This is a genomic window from Polaromonas sp., from assembly GCF_012927485.1.
Taxonomy (GTDB): domain Bacteria; phylum Pseudomonadota; class Gammaproteobacteria; order Burkholderiales; family Burkholderiaceae_C; genus Polaromonas.
In genome coordinates, this window is the sequence record NZ_JABBPC010000003.1 from 24,566 (window position 1) to 39,196 (window position 14,631).

Here is a 14,631-nt window from a genome sequence, read left to right on the forward strand (position 1 = left end):
GATCGGCGCGACGAGTCGATTTACCATGGCGCCAATAGCAAAAGAAGTCTAAAGCGGGCCAAACTCCATAATTTTGCATAACTTGTTACACCCGGTTTGCTCATTGTCGACAAGAAATGTAATTGCCCCGCGTTTCTTGACGCATAATCCAGGGGGTGCGAGTTTGAAAACACTCGCACAGGTTAGGTGATCGGTCAGTTTCGCGCGCTACGGCGGTACTTCTTGGGTTTGTTGTGCTTTCGGGACTCCATCGCTTTTGTTTTATGTGTTTTTGAGGAGTCCTTATGGGCAATAAACTTTACGTCGGCAACCTACCTTACACGGTACGTGACGAAGATCTGCAACAGTCTTTTGGCGAATTCGGCGCCATCACCAGCGCAAAAGTCATGATGGAACGCGACACGGGTCGCTCCAAAGGTTTTGGATTTGTCGAAATGGGCAGTGATGCCGAGGCGCAAGCCGCAATTGCCGGCATGAACGGCCAGTCTCTCGGCGGCCGTAGTATTACTGTGAACGAAGCTCGTCCTATGGAGGCACGTCCTCCCCGTACCGGCGGCTTTGGCGGCGGAGACCGTTCTGGTGGTGGCGGCTACGGCGGCGGCGGCGATCGTTCCGGCGGTGGTGGCTATGGCGGCGGCGGCGGTCGCGGCGGTTACTAAGCCCTGCAAACCCAGTCAACGGCAGAGATGTCGTTGCAAACCAGCTGTCTCAGTCTTGCGCTGAGCAAAGCAAAAAAAGCTTCGAAACTTCGGTTCTGAGGCTTTTTTAGTTTGAAGGAACAAGATTGCAGTATGAAAATTGGTTTGTGGAAGGCAAAACGCACGCAAGGAGGTGCAGGTCGCGCGCCAGCAGTTTTGCAGCAATACACCACCATTAGCTATCGACACATCAGACGCTGGAAACATGAATTTGCCGTTTCTGGGTCGCTGCTGATCGCAATGGGCCTTAAAGCAGTGAGCTGGCGCGACGCATTGCAGGCCTTGGCGATAGTTCCATTTAATGCGGCAATCCGAACTTGGTTATTGCCAACCAAGACGTTGCAGCCCTCGCTGGCCTGCGGGGGGGGCTGCAGTCATTGAAATCATCGCCACATGGCCAAACATCGGCTTGCAGAGTTCGGTGGCTGGTTTGGAAGAACCAGTTCGGAAATCTTTACTGCCGCTGTCAGCCTGAAGCGGTCTTTGCCCATACTTCACCGCGAAAGCAAGTCGTGTATGGTCGATGTCAACTATCCTGACCGCTCAGCGATAACTATCCTGGCCGGTGGAAGCGGGGAATGAATTTGGTTGCTTACGTTGTTGAACGGGCCTTTCTTGCCGGGGAAACCTGCACCGCCTGCGCTGCGCGGCGGCGGTAGCTCTCCACGTTCATCTCCAGAATGGTTGAGTGATGCACCAGGCGATCTACGGCAGCCAGGGTCATCGCCGGCTCCACGAACACCTCGCCCCACTGTGAGAACGGTGTATTGGCTGTAATCGCCAAACTCTTTCGCTCATAGCGCTCTGATATCAGCTCGAACAGAACGGAAGTCTCCGCCTGGTCACGCCGCACGTAACTGAGGTCATCAAGAATCAGCAAGTCAAACCGGTCCAGTTTGGCCAGTTCCTGCGGCAGGCGTAAATCACGCCGTGCCGCCTGCAGACGTTGCACCAGGTCTGAACAACGGGTGAACAGAACGCGCCGACCGGCATCAATCAAGGCATGTCCCAAGGCGCTGACCAAATGGCTTTTACCAACCCCCGGTGGTCCAAACAACAATACGTTGGCACCTCGGTCAATCCATTCGGTGCCCTGCGTCAGGGCCATGACCTGCGCCTTGGACACGCTGGGCACGGCCGAGAAGTCAAAGCTGGATAGCCGTTTGTCCGGGCTCAAGTTGGACTCATTGCGGTGGCGGTCAGTCCGGCGGGCCTCGCGCTCATTGATTTCATGCTCCAACAAGGCCTCCAGCAACCGGTGTCCAGGCCAGCCCTCGATGTCGGACCGCGCGCACAGCTCGCCAGCCAACCGTTTGATGGTGGGTAGCCTCAAATCCGTGAGCATCATCCCCAGACGGGCCGACGTGGTGGCGGCGGCGGTAGTTGTCGCCGGTGGCTTTGTAATTGACGCCGCGGTCATAGTGCCACCTCAAACAGCTCGTCATAAGAGGCCAACGTGGGCAGCGTCACGAGTACCTGCGGCACATCTGCCTTGGGTGGTGCCAGCAACTGGCTCAAGGCGCTGAGGTCTGGCAATTGGTCCAGCTCAATCAACTGCTCCAGCTCTTGGGCCAGCTGGGCTTCATGTCCATCAGCCGCTAAGACCAGCAGGCCCACCATTGTTTTACAGGCCTCGCGCTCGGGCCTTTGAGCAGACAGTCGCTCCCACGTTTGACGGTATATCGCGCGGGGGAATGCCGCATCGCGCAGCACCCAACGGGCAAATGCACCGGGCTTGCGTTTTAACGCCCCCACCAAATGCCGGTAATCAATGGAGCGCCCAACGCGCTGACCCGGCGCAGGTCTGGCCCTTGGCAGGCTCACCACGCATTGACCACCCAGCCAGCCTTCAACGTGCTGCGCATACAGGCGCACCATCAACCGGTGGCCCATCAGTTGGCTCGGTACGCTGTAGAGCACACCCTTGATGGTGAAGACGGCGTATTTACTGACCCGTGCAGGAATCTCCTCAAACTCAGCGGTACGACGCATCGGCAAGGCCTTGAGCATGGCGCGCTCGGTGACCAGAAACTTGGCCGCACGTGTATTCATGCGCTGCACGATGGTGTCGACAAATGTTTCGTAATCACGGCGCACATCAAAGCTGCGACTGCCGCGCAGACGCAAGGCCTGGTCCAGTGCCGTTTTCAGAGAGTTGTTGCGTGACTCGATAGAGCCGTTCTCGTTCGATTGGCCGGGATTGCAGCGTGTGGCACGCAGCCCGTAGTGACCACACAGGTCTGCGTACCGCTTGGTCAACTCCTCCTGCTCGGTCAAGTTGTTGAAGGCGGCCGACAGACTATCAGTACGGTGTTCCTCGGGAACGCCGCCCAAGGCCCACAGTGCAGCTTGCAAACCGGTGGACAGCGCCATGAAGCTCTCGCCGGAGTCGATGACCGTGACATGGCGCCAACCAGAATAGGCCAGTGCAAATTGGTACAAGCGGTGAGGAAACACCACGCCGGCAATCGCCACGCTCAATTCATCAGCCACGGTGAAGTCCGAGATACCTTGGCGTCCTGGCGGGTGCTCCTGCGCAAAGTAGACCTCCCGCTCAACGCCAAACTTGGCCCGCCACAGGCGCATGCGGCGCTGCAGGGTCCTCAGCACGCTGTTGTCCCACTGGCCGGGATAGCGGCGCTGGAGTTCTTCGAGCAAGGTGACGGCGTTGAGTTGGGCATCGGTTTGCAGCAGAGGAATGACCTCGCTATCCCAGACCGCACTCAGCGGGTCTTCTCGGGTACGCCAGCGCCGCTCAGGACGCTGTGAGGGCAGGCTTTGCGCGTCTTCTATACGTCGGGCGCTTCTCTCACTTATTCCGGTTTTGGCGGCAGACGCTACTTGACTGAGCTTGTTGCGGTGTTGCTTGTACTTGTGCACTTGGTGGTCCGTGATTCTCTTGCCGGGCATACCGTTTACCTTCGATTTATGTTCGAAGGTTCAACGTTAGCCCCGCCTCCCGGACCCGCCCGGCGTAGGCCTCTAACCGGCCAACATAGTTGTCGTTAACCGGCCACGGTAATTGTCGTCAACCACGCAGCGCGCAGTTCCGCAGTTCCGCAGCGCGCAGTTCCGCAGCGCGCAGTTCCGCAGTTCCGCAGTTCCGCAGTTCCGCAGTTCCGCAGTTCCGCAGGGCCAAGCTTAGGTGTTACTCTTGCAGCGATACCTCAACGTTTATAGCCTCAGTGTCATGGGTCTACGAAATTACACCAACTTATTTCGGCAGTTTGCGCATGCGCGCGAGAGAAGTGTAGGGAGTGATATCGAAAAAACCGCATCTCGGTCAGTTTTGCTGTTGAGGGGGAAACTTGCAATGTTCACCAATGTCATTGTTACTTTAGGTTCGATCAAAGCCCTAAGAAATTACTTTCAGCTCTCGATTCCTGTGCGGATTGCTATCGTACTTTGCGTCATCTCGGTCCGGTTCGGAGTCTATTTGCTATGGCCTAGGCGAAAACACATTAATGGAAAAAATGAACAAGAAGGAGCGTCTACGCGAGCTCGGTCTACTCAGGCAAACTAGTTGTTTTGAAGGCTTCAATAATCTCGCCGCCTACCACATGGGGGCCTACGAGTGCGAACATGTGTCACCCTATACGAAAAGCGCAGGGAATGTAAATTCCCTAATAGTTTTTGTGCTTCAAGACTGGGCATCCCATGAATCACTTTCACGCGATATGGATTTGGAAGTTGCCCAACATGGCTACACGCTGTCACAACCAACAAATGTGAACCTAATTGATTTTCTCAGTAGGCACTTTGGACTGATTCTCAGTGAAGTCTACGTGACCAACTTGTTCCCGTTTATAAAAAGTGGGGGTGACTCTGCAAACATTCCGATGCGATATTTAAGGCAGGCAGCTAGGGTGTTTGGCATCGCTCAAATTGAAATCATCCGTCCCGCCATGGTAGTTAGTTTTGGGCTTCAGGTGTTCAATGCCCTAAGGTCAGAATTTGGACATCGGCAAGTAGCCAATCTGAAGACTGGCATAAACAACCCATTCCGGACTGAATTCACAGAATACAGATGTCAGTCACATCCTGGCGCCCTTGGGAAGATCAACCGAAATCACCGTGGCTCAGTCGAAGAAGATTGGGCTGCAATGGCAGGTGCTTTTAGGAACCTTGCGGCATCCGAAGGGCCATAAGGCTCCTTTGCTGCTATCTGTTCGGCATCATTAGGGGGCGTAAAACGAAGCGCGGCGGGGATGTTTCCTCGCTAGAGCAAACCTCCCCAGGAGACAAGTGTTAGCGCATAGGCATCAGGGATAAAAGCCCGTATGTGGCAAGACGGGAACCAGCTTGATGCGAAGCACGCCAGCCCGGCCCGGCTTTTCCGGGGATGTTCCAAAATATTACTGAAATCTATCCAGAACGTTTCAGCAACCAAAAGAAGTAGCAGTAAACAGACATTGCTTTGGAAAGCTTGTTAGCGTCACTGAAATAAAGAGATCAGAAATTCGAAAATTTGGCGGCCTAGCAAGCACCTAACGGTATGAAATTTCGCTGACTATGAGACTTGGTAGCCGCCAATTTTAAAAATTACCAGCTAATGCAACGAATCAAAAAATTCATACCATTTCAAACAAAACTTTTTGTTCAGGATTTGTTCAGGATTTGTTGATCAAAACGGGGGGAAGAAGAAAGGACTTAGCCCCTTTTGAAGCTAAGTCCTTGATTCATATGGTCGGTGTGAAAGGATTCGAACCTTCTACCCCTTGCACCCCATGCAAGTTTTGGTAAATTCAAGAAAACCCAATAAAAGTCCAAAATTCTCTTAACTAATTGAATTTAAACAACTTTTAAGTAATTGCTACAAAAAGCATCATCCAACAACGTCCATTAAGATACACTCAAAGCCTGCGTTGCGGTTGGGACAATGGTTGGGACAACGGCGACGGCGCAGTCTACCGGGGTTTGCTATGGCACTAACAATGTTGGAACTCAAAGCGCTGAATGCTGCGGACCACGGACGCCGGCTAACTGACGGGGGTTCGCTCAAGGGCAAGGTCTATGTGGCCCGCGACGGTGCCGTCTCGGTGCAATTCCGGTTCGCCTACAAATTTGGCGGCAAATCGCGCGAAGTGCTGGTTGGCACCTGGCCCAAAGCCGACATCACCGCCATCCGCAAAGACCGTGACGCATTGCGAGTAAAGATTCAAAACGGCATTGACCCGGTGGCACAAAACCAACTCGCACGCGAACAAGTGCAATCCGACCGCGAAGCCGACCAACTGCGCCTGATGGCCGAGCGTGAGGCCGAACTCCTCAAAATCGAAGCAGACCGGCAAGAAGCCGTGCACCAGCAGCAATTGCGGCTGCAAGCATTGGCCGAAAAGACCGCACGCATGACTGTTCGCAGCCTGTTTGACCAATGGCAGCGACTGGAGCTTGTCCAGCGCGCCGACAAAGGCAGCGAGGCGCTGCGCTCCTTTGAGCGCGATGTCTTCCCGCTCATCGGCAATGTGGCGGCGGCGGACGTGAGCAAAGCGCACATCCAGGAGATTGTGGACACCATCAAATCACGCGCCACCCCGACACAGAACATGGTGCGCACCGCCAAAAAGACGCTGGCCGACATGCGCCAAATGTTTGGCTTCGCACTGGATCGGGACTATGTGGATGCCGACCCTACTGCTCGCGTAAAAAAGGCCCGCATCGGTGCCGACGTGGAGCGCGACCGCGTGTTGAGCGAAGCTGAATTGATCCTGCTGTTTCAGAAACTGCCCAAGGCAGGGCTTGCAGCCACCAGCCAACTGGCCCTGCTGATTCAACTGGCAACTGCCGCCCGCATCGGCGAAGTGCTGGCTGCGCGCTGGGAGCATGTGGACTTTGAGCGACGCAATCTGACCCTGCCCGAGACCAAGAACGGCAAGCGGCATGAAATTTGGCTTAGCGACTTTGCACTGCACCAACTGAAGAGCCTGCATGAAAACACCGGCCTGACGCCTTGGCTGTTCCCGGCTACGCAAGCCAAAAAAGATCAACCTGACTTTGCCGACCATGTATGCGTCAAGACCGTGACCAAGCAAGTGGGCGACAGGCAACGCCCCGGTGATGTTCCCATGAGCGGCCGCTCTAAGGACGTGGACGCACTGGTGCTACCCGGCAGCAAGTGGACACCGCATGACCTGCGCCGCACAGCGGCCACCACCATGGCAGAACTCGGCGCCCTCCCCGATGTGGTTGAAAAATGCCTGAACCACACCGAGGTGGGAAAGGTCAAGCGCATTTACCAACGCGCTCAGTACGAAGGCCCAATGCGCGAAGCATGGAAATTGCTGGGCAGCCGTCTGGCGCTACTGCAAGACATGGCCGATGGTCGGGCAACCAATGTCATTCCTATGCAGCGGGCTCGTTGAGTGGAAGCGACAACAAAATATTTTGACTTGTCGCCAATGTGCAACGATGCACACTGACCAGCTTCACCACACCAGGCCCCCCAAGAAATCACACTACGTAGAACTTCCGTCAACATACAAATTGCAGGCAACGTGACTGATTCGTATATTGTCGCCACAGGAATGCAAATGACTGGAATCGAAGGCCCACCTTATTGCATGCGACGTGGTCAGACCCTGTTGATCGGCCGGTTTTTCGTCATCCATGGTGTCCCGGACTTTTTTCATAAGAACCGAGCCGCTCGCCTTGCGCATGTAGACCACCATCAAGCCGCGTAGCTCTCGCCCAGTCATGTAACCAAGCAATTGCTTAACCCCGTCAATGTGGTACTTCGGCCCATCATGAATCTTGGCCTCGCCGAGAATTCGACGCGCCATACCTAGCCGATATGATTCAACCGTGAGATCAGCATGGCCATTGGAATATTGCTCCAAACTCACCGACAGTCCTGGAGTCAGCATGGCCAGCCGAAGCACACCAGACAAAGTCGGCTCATCCAACGACTGCAGGCCTTTCTTGATTTCCTCAAGCCCCGACAAAGCTTTGTTTAAGAGAGCGTCAAAGGCCAACTGAAATTGATCGTCAGACAGCGAAGCGAACAGGTCAAGATGCTCAGGTGACTGCTGACGCAACTGATCGGTCAAATCAAATAGAGTGCCGCCTTCGAGACTCATTTGGCTACTCCTTGCGCAACCACGGGTGACCATGACACCGCATATTGCGATGCCCATGCTTTCCATTCGGCATCCGTCATGGTTTTTCGCTTCCACCATGCCGCCAGCTTTTGCGACACCTCCTCTGCCGGAACTTCAGTGCCGTCTGGTGAACGCAATTCCATACGCAAAAGTGCAGCCTTGGGAGTGCCGAGCAAACCCAGCACCGCCAATAGTTCCGTTTGCTGCCAGCCTCCAGCTTTTGCAATGGGGCTCAAATCCGCAAGACAAAGCGCTCCACGTTCACTTTTCCCAATAACGGACCAAAAGGAGTCATTGATTTGGCTCCACTTCAAATCGGTCCCAAGCTGTTGGCGAAGAAATTCAGCCGATCTTTGCCGGCCGAATTTACGCCCGTCGAGCACGTCCGAGGTGTTGTCGTCGGCGACCTCGCGTTCAACAAGCTGGTCGCCCATCGCAATTGAAGTCCCACCCGAAACAATCCACTCTTCATAGTCTGCCATGACCAATTCGGCACGCTTCATCAAGGGCAGTAGCAGCGCCTTGCGGTCAGGGTGCGTGAAGATTTTGAGACTGTTTGCCCCGGTATCCAACAACTCTTTGAACTTGGAATACCGATCTTCCCAAGGGTAGTCAACTCCCTCGTTTGCCATAGCCAAAATCATCTTGCGGTGGATGTCTTTGTTTCGCCTTATGCCTTCGGCGTCAATGACCTGGAACAACAGGATCAGAAACGCTTTTAACTTCTCAATGAGTAAAAGCTTTTGTTGCTCTGTCAATTGCAACGCCGCAAGCAACTCAATGGCATCTAGCGACGCCATCAATCCACTGATAGCATGAGGAAGTCCATGCTCTGCTTTGGGCTTCTTCTTCTCCTGCACTTCGGGCAACTCATCCAACCCCCAGCCAATAGCGTCTTCCACCAAATCAATGTCAAATACCGCGCCAATTCTGTCGTCTTCGTCGCGCAGCTTGGATGCCAAGTGCTTCACTACCTGTTCGGCAAATGCAGCACGCTTTTCATCTGCGTGCTTTTTCAGTTCCGGCTTCGTGAAATCAAGGATTCCCCACAACCGTTCCCGACTGCCAAGCCATGCCGACGCCGCCTTTCTCAGATTGACTGCACGCGGCTTGTCGTCTTTCACCAAAGTATCGAGAAAATCGGAAAGCCCAGTCGCACCCTCCTTGTCTTTGCCGCCTGTCTGGGTCGCGTTCCAGCTTCGCCAATGAGCATAGATGTCCTTGTCATCAAAAAACACCTTGAAGGACGCATCCATCTTTTCCTTCAAAGCCATTGCGTCCAGGTCTGACACCGTGATGCCACCGTACTTGGCAAAGACCTTTGGCAGATTTTTAGAGACGACTCCCCCGTGCGAAAAGTCCACCAACAAACAGTCATTTTTCCAGGTGCGCCAGCGGTTCACCCGGCAAGCCGCTTGAAACAAGAGTACGTCGTCCATGCCCCGGTCAATGAACAAGGTATGTAACGTCGGCTCGTCAAACCCCGTAAGTAGCTTGTCGACCACCACTATGAGCGCGTTGTTGACCTTCAAGCCTTGTTTGGCTCCTTCGCCCTTTCGGCGAAACTCGTCAATAACAGCGTCTTGGTTCCGCCCACCATTGAGCGTGGCGCAATTGGGTTCGCCCTGCTTGTCGGTATAGAGCACCAGCACCGGGCAGGCCTTGATCGCCTCGGCATGCTCCGAAAAGCGGGCGTCGACTGCCAGCTTGTTCAATTCGTCGCGCAATAGCTTTTGATAGGAAATAGCCGCCTTGATCGAGTAGGCAGCAAACATGGCCTTACCCTCGCCCAATGTTCGCCCAGGGGGGCGCACTGCCATCATCGTTTTGGCTACAAACACCAAAGCGGCTTGTTGTGCGACGAGTTCCTGCCGTGTTGTTTTGTGGTAAATCTCATCAGAGCTCGGCCCACGCAGCTCCTCGCCGTCCTTGAGCTTCTGCACGGTCTCGACCACTCTATATTGCAAGTGATCTTCAAAACGAATGACATTTTGAATCGGGTTCAAAATTACTTTGTCACGAATGGCTTGCGTCATCGTGTACGCGAAATACGGTGCCCACCGAATGTCATCACCTGCCGCCGCTGGCGAACGCCACTCTCCAAAGCGAGCAAGAATCTCGTCCCTCGGTGTCGCTGTCAGACCAATGATGAGATTGCGCTTAGCGCCTTCTGGGCGAATCGTCCCCCACTCGTCAAAAATCTCAATGGTTGCGTCATGTAAAAGCCCGTTCTGGGTCCTATGCACTTCGTCAATGACAAAGGCCACGCGCTTGTTGGTCAAAAGCTTTGATAGTGCTGGTTCGGTCTCAGCCAGCTTCCTGATAGACGGGAACTTTTGAATGTTCACCACGACCACGCGCGCGCCGTTTTTCAGGCCGTCGCGCAGGTCCTTGAAGGTCTCCGCCTCAATGACAATGTTCTGAGTTGCCCGCAAGCGCGCAGCCTCCTCAGCCACGTTCTGGCGCAGCTCTGTGCGATCAGTCAACAAAATACATAAATCAAACAAGGGCGCTGCCGAGAGACTACGAACGTCTGCCATATCTGCCAATGCCTGCGCCAGCCAGACAATGACATTGGTCTTACCCAAGCCCGCTGCGCCTTGCAACAGGATGGAATGTGATTCCTGACCATTGCGATGCAACAGGGTTTTGCGAACAATTTCATCCGCTTTCCTTGCATCTAACGCGGGCAGCGACAAAGCCAACGCAGCGCGAATATCCGTCTCATTAATCTTGGACTGGCTTTCGTTTGCATACAGCTCACGCACCCGACTCATAGCTTGGTACAGCATGGCGCGCTGCGCAGGGCGCGGTCGCAAGATGTCTGTGCCTGTCGTCGTGCGGCTAGGTCGGTTTTGATTAAAGAAATGAATTTCTCGATCCACGCCGTCCGCTGGATCAAAAAATGACGCCAAGTGCTCCGACAAAGCAACCGAAGGCGACTTTTCACGCATCTCCGCCGTCCGCATAAAGGCGTCCGCAACTTTGGCAGGTAGCGTCTCCACTAACGCCCTGGTGTCATCCTTCTGAATGGCATCGTCAATGTCTTGCAATAGCCATTTGATATCAGGCAATACCATCATGGCACCCATGTCGATACCAGTGATATGGGTCGCCTTTTCAAAGAGACAAATCGACTGGCGAATTTCCCAACGCACTCTTTCGCTCAAGTCGCGATGTTGAAAACCCGGCCACCTTCCACCCTCGGCTGCATAGCGTTCGCGCGCCTCATGCAGCGCCGCGATACCAGCCTCAACGCAATCGTGGGCAATTTTTTTGCGACCGTGCCCAGAAGCCGTTTGCCCGGTCTGTGCAGTCTTCAACTCCGAATATGCAAGATACAGTCCGTTGACAAAAAACACCAGATCGGGGCGACGGCGAATACGCTTCTTGCTATAGGTGAAGTACCGGTCAAACGTGGCTTCTGGTATTACTCGCAAATAGTTCTTTTTGAATAGCTCCGTCGCCTTGGAATCAGCGCCTGCTCGTGGTGCTTCATTCCACAATACAAAAGACTGCCCCGCAAAAGTCAGGCTTTCACGCAAAACGAAAGCAGCGTTTGCCTTTGCCTCAATCTTGGGCAGCAATGTCTCTGTCAAAAAGGCCTGCAGAAAAGCCGCGTCGGATTCATAGCCTTTTGAAACCCTGGCGTATGCCGCAACGTTGAGCGGGCAACCCTGGCGCAAGAACTGAAGCAAATCCCCAGGGACTATCCAACGCGAAGCGTCGATATCGGTAGGCTTGCCAAGTATCCAATCCAGCCCACCTGGCGGCGCCTCAGTCAGGTATGGAATGAAGACGCCATTTTGAAAGTCACTTTCCTTGAATCCGTGGGCCATGGGAATCTTTCTAGTTAAGCCATTGGGGCATTTGCTGGTGGCTCGACGCTTGAAAGATCAATCTTGCCGGTCACTGCTTCGTAAATTATTGACTTACGCTGCTCTTTGAGAAGCGCCGAGAACCGATTGATTAATTCGAGTTGTGCATCAATTTTCGATAACTCGCGATCAAGGAAAGCAGTAATCGCAATTTGCTCTTCCTTTGGTGGAACGGAAATAGGGTGGGCCAAAAATCGCTCCCGCTGAAGCTCAGTTTGTTTTGTTGAGCCTTTGGCGTAACGCGAGTTGATCAGCTCATAATTTACGCTCAGAAGATAATTCAAAAACGAAGCAGTCTGCTGGTGCTTAAGGCGAAGAATGGAAACGTGGCTATCCGCATACCCTTCGTGATCCACCAATACACACTTTCCAAGAACGCCTTCACCAGTGGAAGCAATGAGAATATCTCGTCTAAGGTAACGTCCCTTTTTCCCCGTCAACGGCTCGCATTCTTTCCGTTTTTCAGGTCTGAATGAATAGGTAGACAAGCATGCCTGATTGGCGATGAAGTGGCCTGTTTCATCGGCGTATTGCGGCTGCGCCCCACGCTGCATATCCAACGCATGATCCTTGATTCGCTCAATGGACCAATGGGACGGGCTAGCGCCAATCCACTCAAACTCACTAATCGCAATAGGCCTTGCTGCAGCACCATGGACATCACTAAGATTTGCAGCGATTTCGGCTTCCAGCTGCACCATTTCTTCTTCAACTGCCGCTATTTCCTTGAGGATGTCCTTGATCATCCTTATCTCACTAACCTTTGGAAACAGCGGGTTAAAACCAATTTCACAACCGGTCTTGGTCCCCAACATGCACCATGGCTCGGGCACCCAACGAGCCAAAAAACTTGCAATCAATTGATTGTTGATAGTTTCGTCTTCTGAATACGCCACGATCTCGCTGTCTTTTTCCACAAGACGGTCTAGCACAATATCAACTTTGACTAGTTCCAGTCCCTTTGACTTGGCGATTTTTGCCTTGGCTGTCAACACGCCCAGTCCTTTTTCTAAAGAGTCAATGACAATAGCGCCGGTTTCGTTGTTTCGTCGATAGACCGGACCACCCTTCACATCGACAGCGGTTTGCTCGGCACTGCGCGCAGCTTCATTGAACTGAGCGACTATTTCTTTGATTGTTATTTCGCCGAATGGAGCGAGGTCAAGTAGCCCATCACCCACCGAAAAGACATCACCGTCAAAGTGCACAGCGATCTTTTCACCTTCAATTTTTTTGGACTTGCCAATTGCCCGGCCCAATTCATCGTGCCGCCAAAGCTCCAGTTCAACCTTGTTGTAGAGCAGTGCATCAATCCGGAGTTTGCGGGTGATGGGCCCGTCGGCAAAGTTGCAGAAAGCTTCAACGATTCGCGCCCGATTAGTCTCGTCAATTGCACATGTCTTTTGATTCAATGATGGTTTAATCTTGGTAAAGCAGTTTTCGGCATTGATTAACAGTACGAAGCCCTTGCGGTTCGTCGGCTTCGCACGATTGAGAACCCATAAGTATGTATGAATGCCGGTATTGAAAAACTCGTTCCGCGGCAACTGGATAATCGCCTCGACGATATCCTGCTCTTGAATCAGAAAGCGCCGGGTTTCGGATTCACCCCCTCCAGCGTCACCAGAAAACAAAGTGGACCCAGAATGCACGATGGTAGCTACACCAGTTTCAGACAGGTGAAACGCTGCATGTTGCAGAAACAAAAGTTGTCCATCGGGCGTTGGCGGCATCCGGTTCTTATCAAAACGCCCAGAGGCATCCAATTCCAATGTCTTTTTGATGTCTTTCCAATCCACCCCGTATGGCGGATTGGCGACTATGGCATCGAACTTGTCGTGCAGAAACAGATCGTTGGTTAGGGTGTTCCCCCACTCGATTCGTGCATCTTCACGAAAGCGCGCCTCGATCGCGGCAAGGGCATAGAGCGCGTCGTTTAACTCCTGCCCGCGTGTGCGCACGGACAATTCAGGGAAGGCTTCTCGCAAGGCATCTTCGGTCGCGAATAGAAAGTTTCCGCCACCGCTGGCCATGTCATACACATCTGCAATACCAGTGCCGCCACTCCCCTCTCGCCTAAGTTCGACAATGATCGCTGTTGCCAGATCAATGACATCAGATGGTGTGTACTGCTCGCCAGCCGTTTCCGCAGAAATGTCCGCCCACTTCCGCTTGATGTGTTCCTCGATGGTTGTGATTTCTGAGTTATCAAAAGGCGTAAGGTCAATGGATGCCCATTTCTGCGCAAACGGGAAAAGCGGGCAATTGTCACGACTAAAAAGGTCGGATGCCTTACCCTGCATATCCAAGAACTTCGCGTGGCCCTGTGCATAGCCAATTCCCAACAGACGCTTGGTGTCAGGATCATATTGTTCGAGGTGCGTCAGCAGGCGAGTAAGGAAGTTACCCCCAGGCACTAGGCAGGTTTCGCGAAGGCCTTTGCCATGCAATAGCAAATCCCGGTTGTTTCCTTTGTTCGCAGCCTTTGCTGCGTACTCTAACCACTCCATATGCGACGGATCTTCTATCCTGAAATTCGATGCGACCTCAGTCCTGAATTCTTCGATGCGTGCTTGACGAAAACGCCGCAAGCGCGATTCAAGCATCATCAGCGCAAAGAACGGCATCATATAAGCGGGCCATTCACTGGCCTTTATGCCTGCACCGCGCAGAGTGTCAGCGGTCTCCCAGATTTTGTCCGCGCAAGAGAGCAATCCAGCTCCAATTTTCTTGGTCATTTAGCTTTTCTTTTTAAGTTGTTTGCGGGAAATCCCGGTTCCTGAATCGACACTCCGACCCGCCCGCAATAGTCCCGAATCATGATTTCAATCATGTTGGCAATGCTCCGGTGTTCCAGCTCAGCGGCCGCGCGCACGGCATCTTTCAGCCCCGGCTCAATACGAAAAGTCAATGTGGTGGTTTTGGTGGTGGCCATGGTGTTACCCCATACAGCGTTTG

Annotated in this window: 10 protein-coding genes; 4 read left to right on the top strand and 6 right to left on the bottom strand. The window is 53.4% G+C overall.

All coding sequences use genetic code 11. The annotated features are described in order from the left end of the window. The first annotated feature begins 284 nt into the window (after positions 1–284). Both HHJ16_RS00260 and HHJ16_RS00265 read left to right on the top strand, forming a co-directional pair. On the top strand, positions 285–659 hold the full coding sequence (locus HHJ16_RS00260) for an RNA-binding protein (RefSeq protein WP_293639715.1): 375 nt from the start codon (positions 285–287) through the stop codon (positions 657–659). A 111-nt stretch (positions 660–770) separates the two neighbouring features. Further along, positions 771–1,079, top strand: coding sequence for a hypothetical protein (locus HHJ16_RS00265; protein ID WP_293639716.1), 309 nt, complete (start codon positions 771–773; stop codon positions 1,077–1,079). Between the two features lie 211 nt (positions 1,080–1,290). Here the strand turns inward: HHJ16_RS00265 and istB are convergent, their stop codons facing one another. Beyond that, complete coding sequence (gene istB / locus HHJ16_RS00270; protein ID WP_293639718.1) at positions 1,291–2,118, bottom strand: IS21-like element helper ATPase IstB; 828 nt, start codon at positions 2,116–2,118, stop codon at positions 1,291–1,293. Beyond that, positions 2,115–3,608 carry an IS21 family transposase gene (istA, locus tag HHJ16_RS00275; protein ID WP_293639720.1) on the bottom strand — a complete coding sequence of 498 codons (1,494 nt, stop codon included), beginning with the start codon at positions 3,606–3,608 and terminating at the stop codon, positions 2,115–2,117. Before istA ends, istB begins: the two co-directional genes overlap by 4 nt. Before the next feature lie 554 nt (positions 3,609–4,162). On the opposite strand from istA, the gene HHJ16_RS00280 reads away from it, so the two are divergent. Next, positions 4,163–4,846 (top strand): hypothetical protein, encoded by a 684-nt coding sequence (locus HHJ16_RS00280; protein WP_293639722.1) that lies wholly within the window; start codon positions 4,163–4,165, stop codon positions 4,844–4,846. A 786-nt stretch (positions 4,847–5,632) separates the two neighbouring features. After that, a complete protein-coding gene (locus tag HHJ16_RS00285; RefSeq protein WP_293639723.1) occupies positions 5,633–7,060 on the top strand; it encodes a site-specific integrase in 1,428 nt (475 codons plus the stop codon). Positions 7,061–7,153: 93 nt separating this feature from the next. Here HHJ16_RS00285 and HHJ16_RS00290 read toward each other — a convergent pair whose 3' ends face one another. The 4 genes from HHJ16_RS00290 to HHJ16_RS00305 are packed head-to-tail and all read right to left on the bottom strand — an operon-like array spanning position 7,154 to position 14,608. Next, positions 7,154–7,774: a hypothetical protein gene (locus HHJ16_RS00290; RefSeq protein WP_293639725.1), complete on the bottom strand. Its 621-nt coding sequence runs from the start codon at positions 7,772–7,774 to the stop codon at positions 7,154–7,156. Then, complete coding sequence (locus HHJ16_RS00295; RefSeq protein WP_293639727.1) at positions 7,771–11,634, bottom strand: DEAD/DEAH box helicase family protein; 3,864 nt, start codon at positions 11,632–11,634, stop codon at positions 7,771–7,773. Before HHJ16_RS00295 ends, HHJ16_RS00290 begins: the two co-directional genes overlap by 4 nt. A 14-nt stretch (positions 11,635–11,648) precedes the next feature. Continuing rightward, positions 11,649–14,411: an N-6 DNA methylase gene (locus tag HHJ16_RS00300; protein ID WP_293639729.1), complete on the bottom strand. Its 2,763-nt coding sequence runs from the start codon at positions 14,409–14,411 to the stop codon at positions 11,649–11,651. After that, a complete protein-coding gene (locus HHJ16_RS00305) occupies positions 14,408–14,608 on the bottom strand; it encodes a hypothetical protein (protein WP_293639731.1) in 201 nt (66 codons plus the stop codon). Before HHJ16_RS00305 ends, HHJ16_RS00300 begins: the two co-directional genes overlap by 4 nt. Positions 14,609–14,631 lie beyond the last annotated feature (23 nt).

Excerpts from the sequence above, each read along its gene's own strand:
- HHJ16_RS00260 (WP_293639715.1), top strand. The coding sequence starts at position 285 with ATGGGCAATAAACTTTACGTCGGCAACCTACCTTACACGGTACGTGAC.
- istB (WP_293639718.1), bottom strand. The coding sequence starts at position 2,118 with ATGACCGCGGCGTCAATTACAAAGCCACCGGCGACAACTACCGCCGCC.
- istA (WP_293639720.1), bottom strand. The coding sequence starts at position 3,608 with ATGCCCGGCAAGAGAATCACGGACCACCAAGTGCACAAGTACAAGCAA.
- HHJ16_RS00280 (WP_293639722.1), top strand. The coding sequence starts at position 4,163 with ATGGAAAAAATGAACAAGAAGGAGCGTCTACGCGAGCTCGGTCTACTC.
- HHJ16_RS00285 (WP_293639723.1), top strand. The coding sequence starts at position 5,633 with ATGTTGGAACTCAAAGCGCTGAATGCTGCGGACCACGGACGCCGGCTA.
- HHJ16_RS00290 (WP_293639725.1), bottom strand. The coding sequence starts at position 7,774 with ATGAGTCTCGAAGGCGGCACTCTATTTGATTTGACCGATCAGTTGCGT.
- HHJ16_RS00295 (WP_293639727.1), bottom strand. The coding sequence starts at position 11,634 with ATGGCCCACGGATTCAAGGAAAGTGACTTTCAAAATGGCGTCTTCATT.
- HHJ16_RS00300 (WP_293639729.1), bottom strand. The coding sequence starts at position 14,411 with ATGACCAAGAAAATTGGAGCTGGATTGCTCTCTTGCGCGGACAAAATC.
- HHJ16_RS00305 (WP_293639731.1), bottom strand. The coding sequence starts at position 14,608 with ATGGCCACCACCAAAACCACCACATTGACTTTTCGTATTGAGCCGGGG.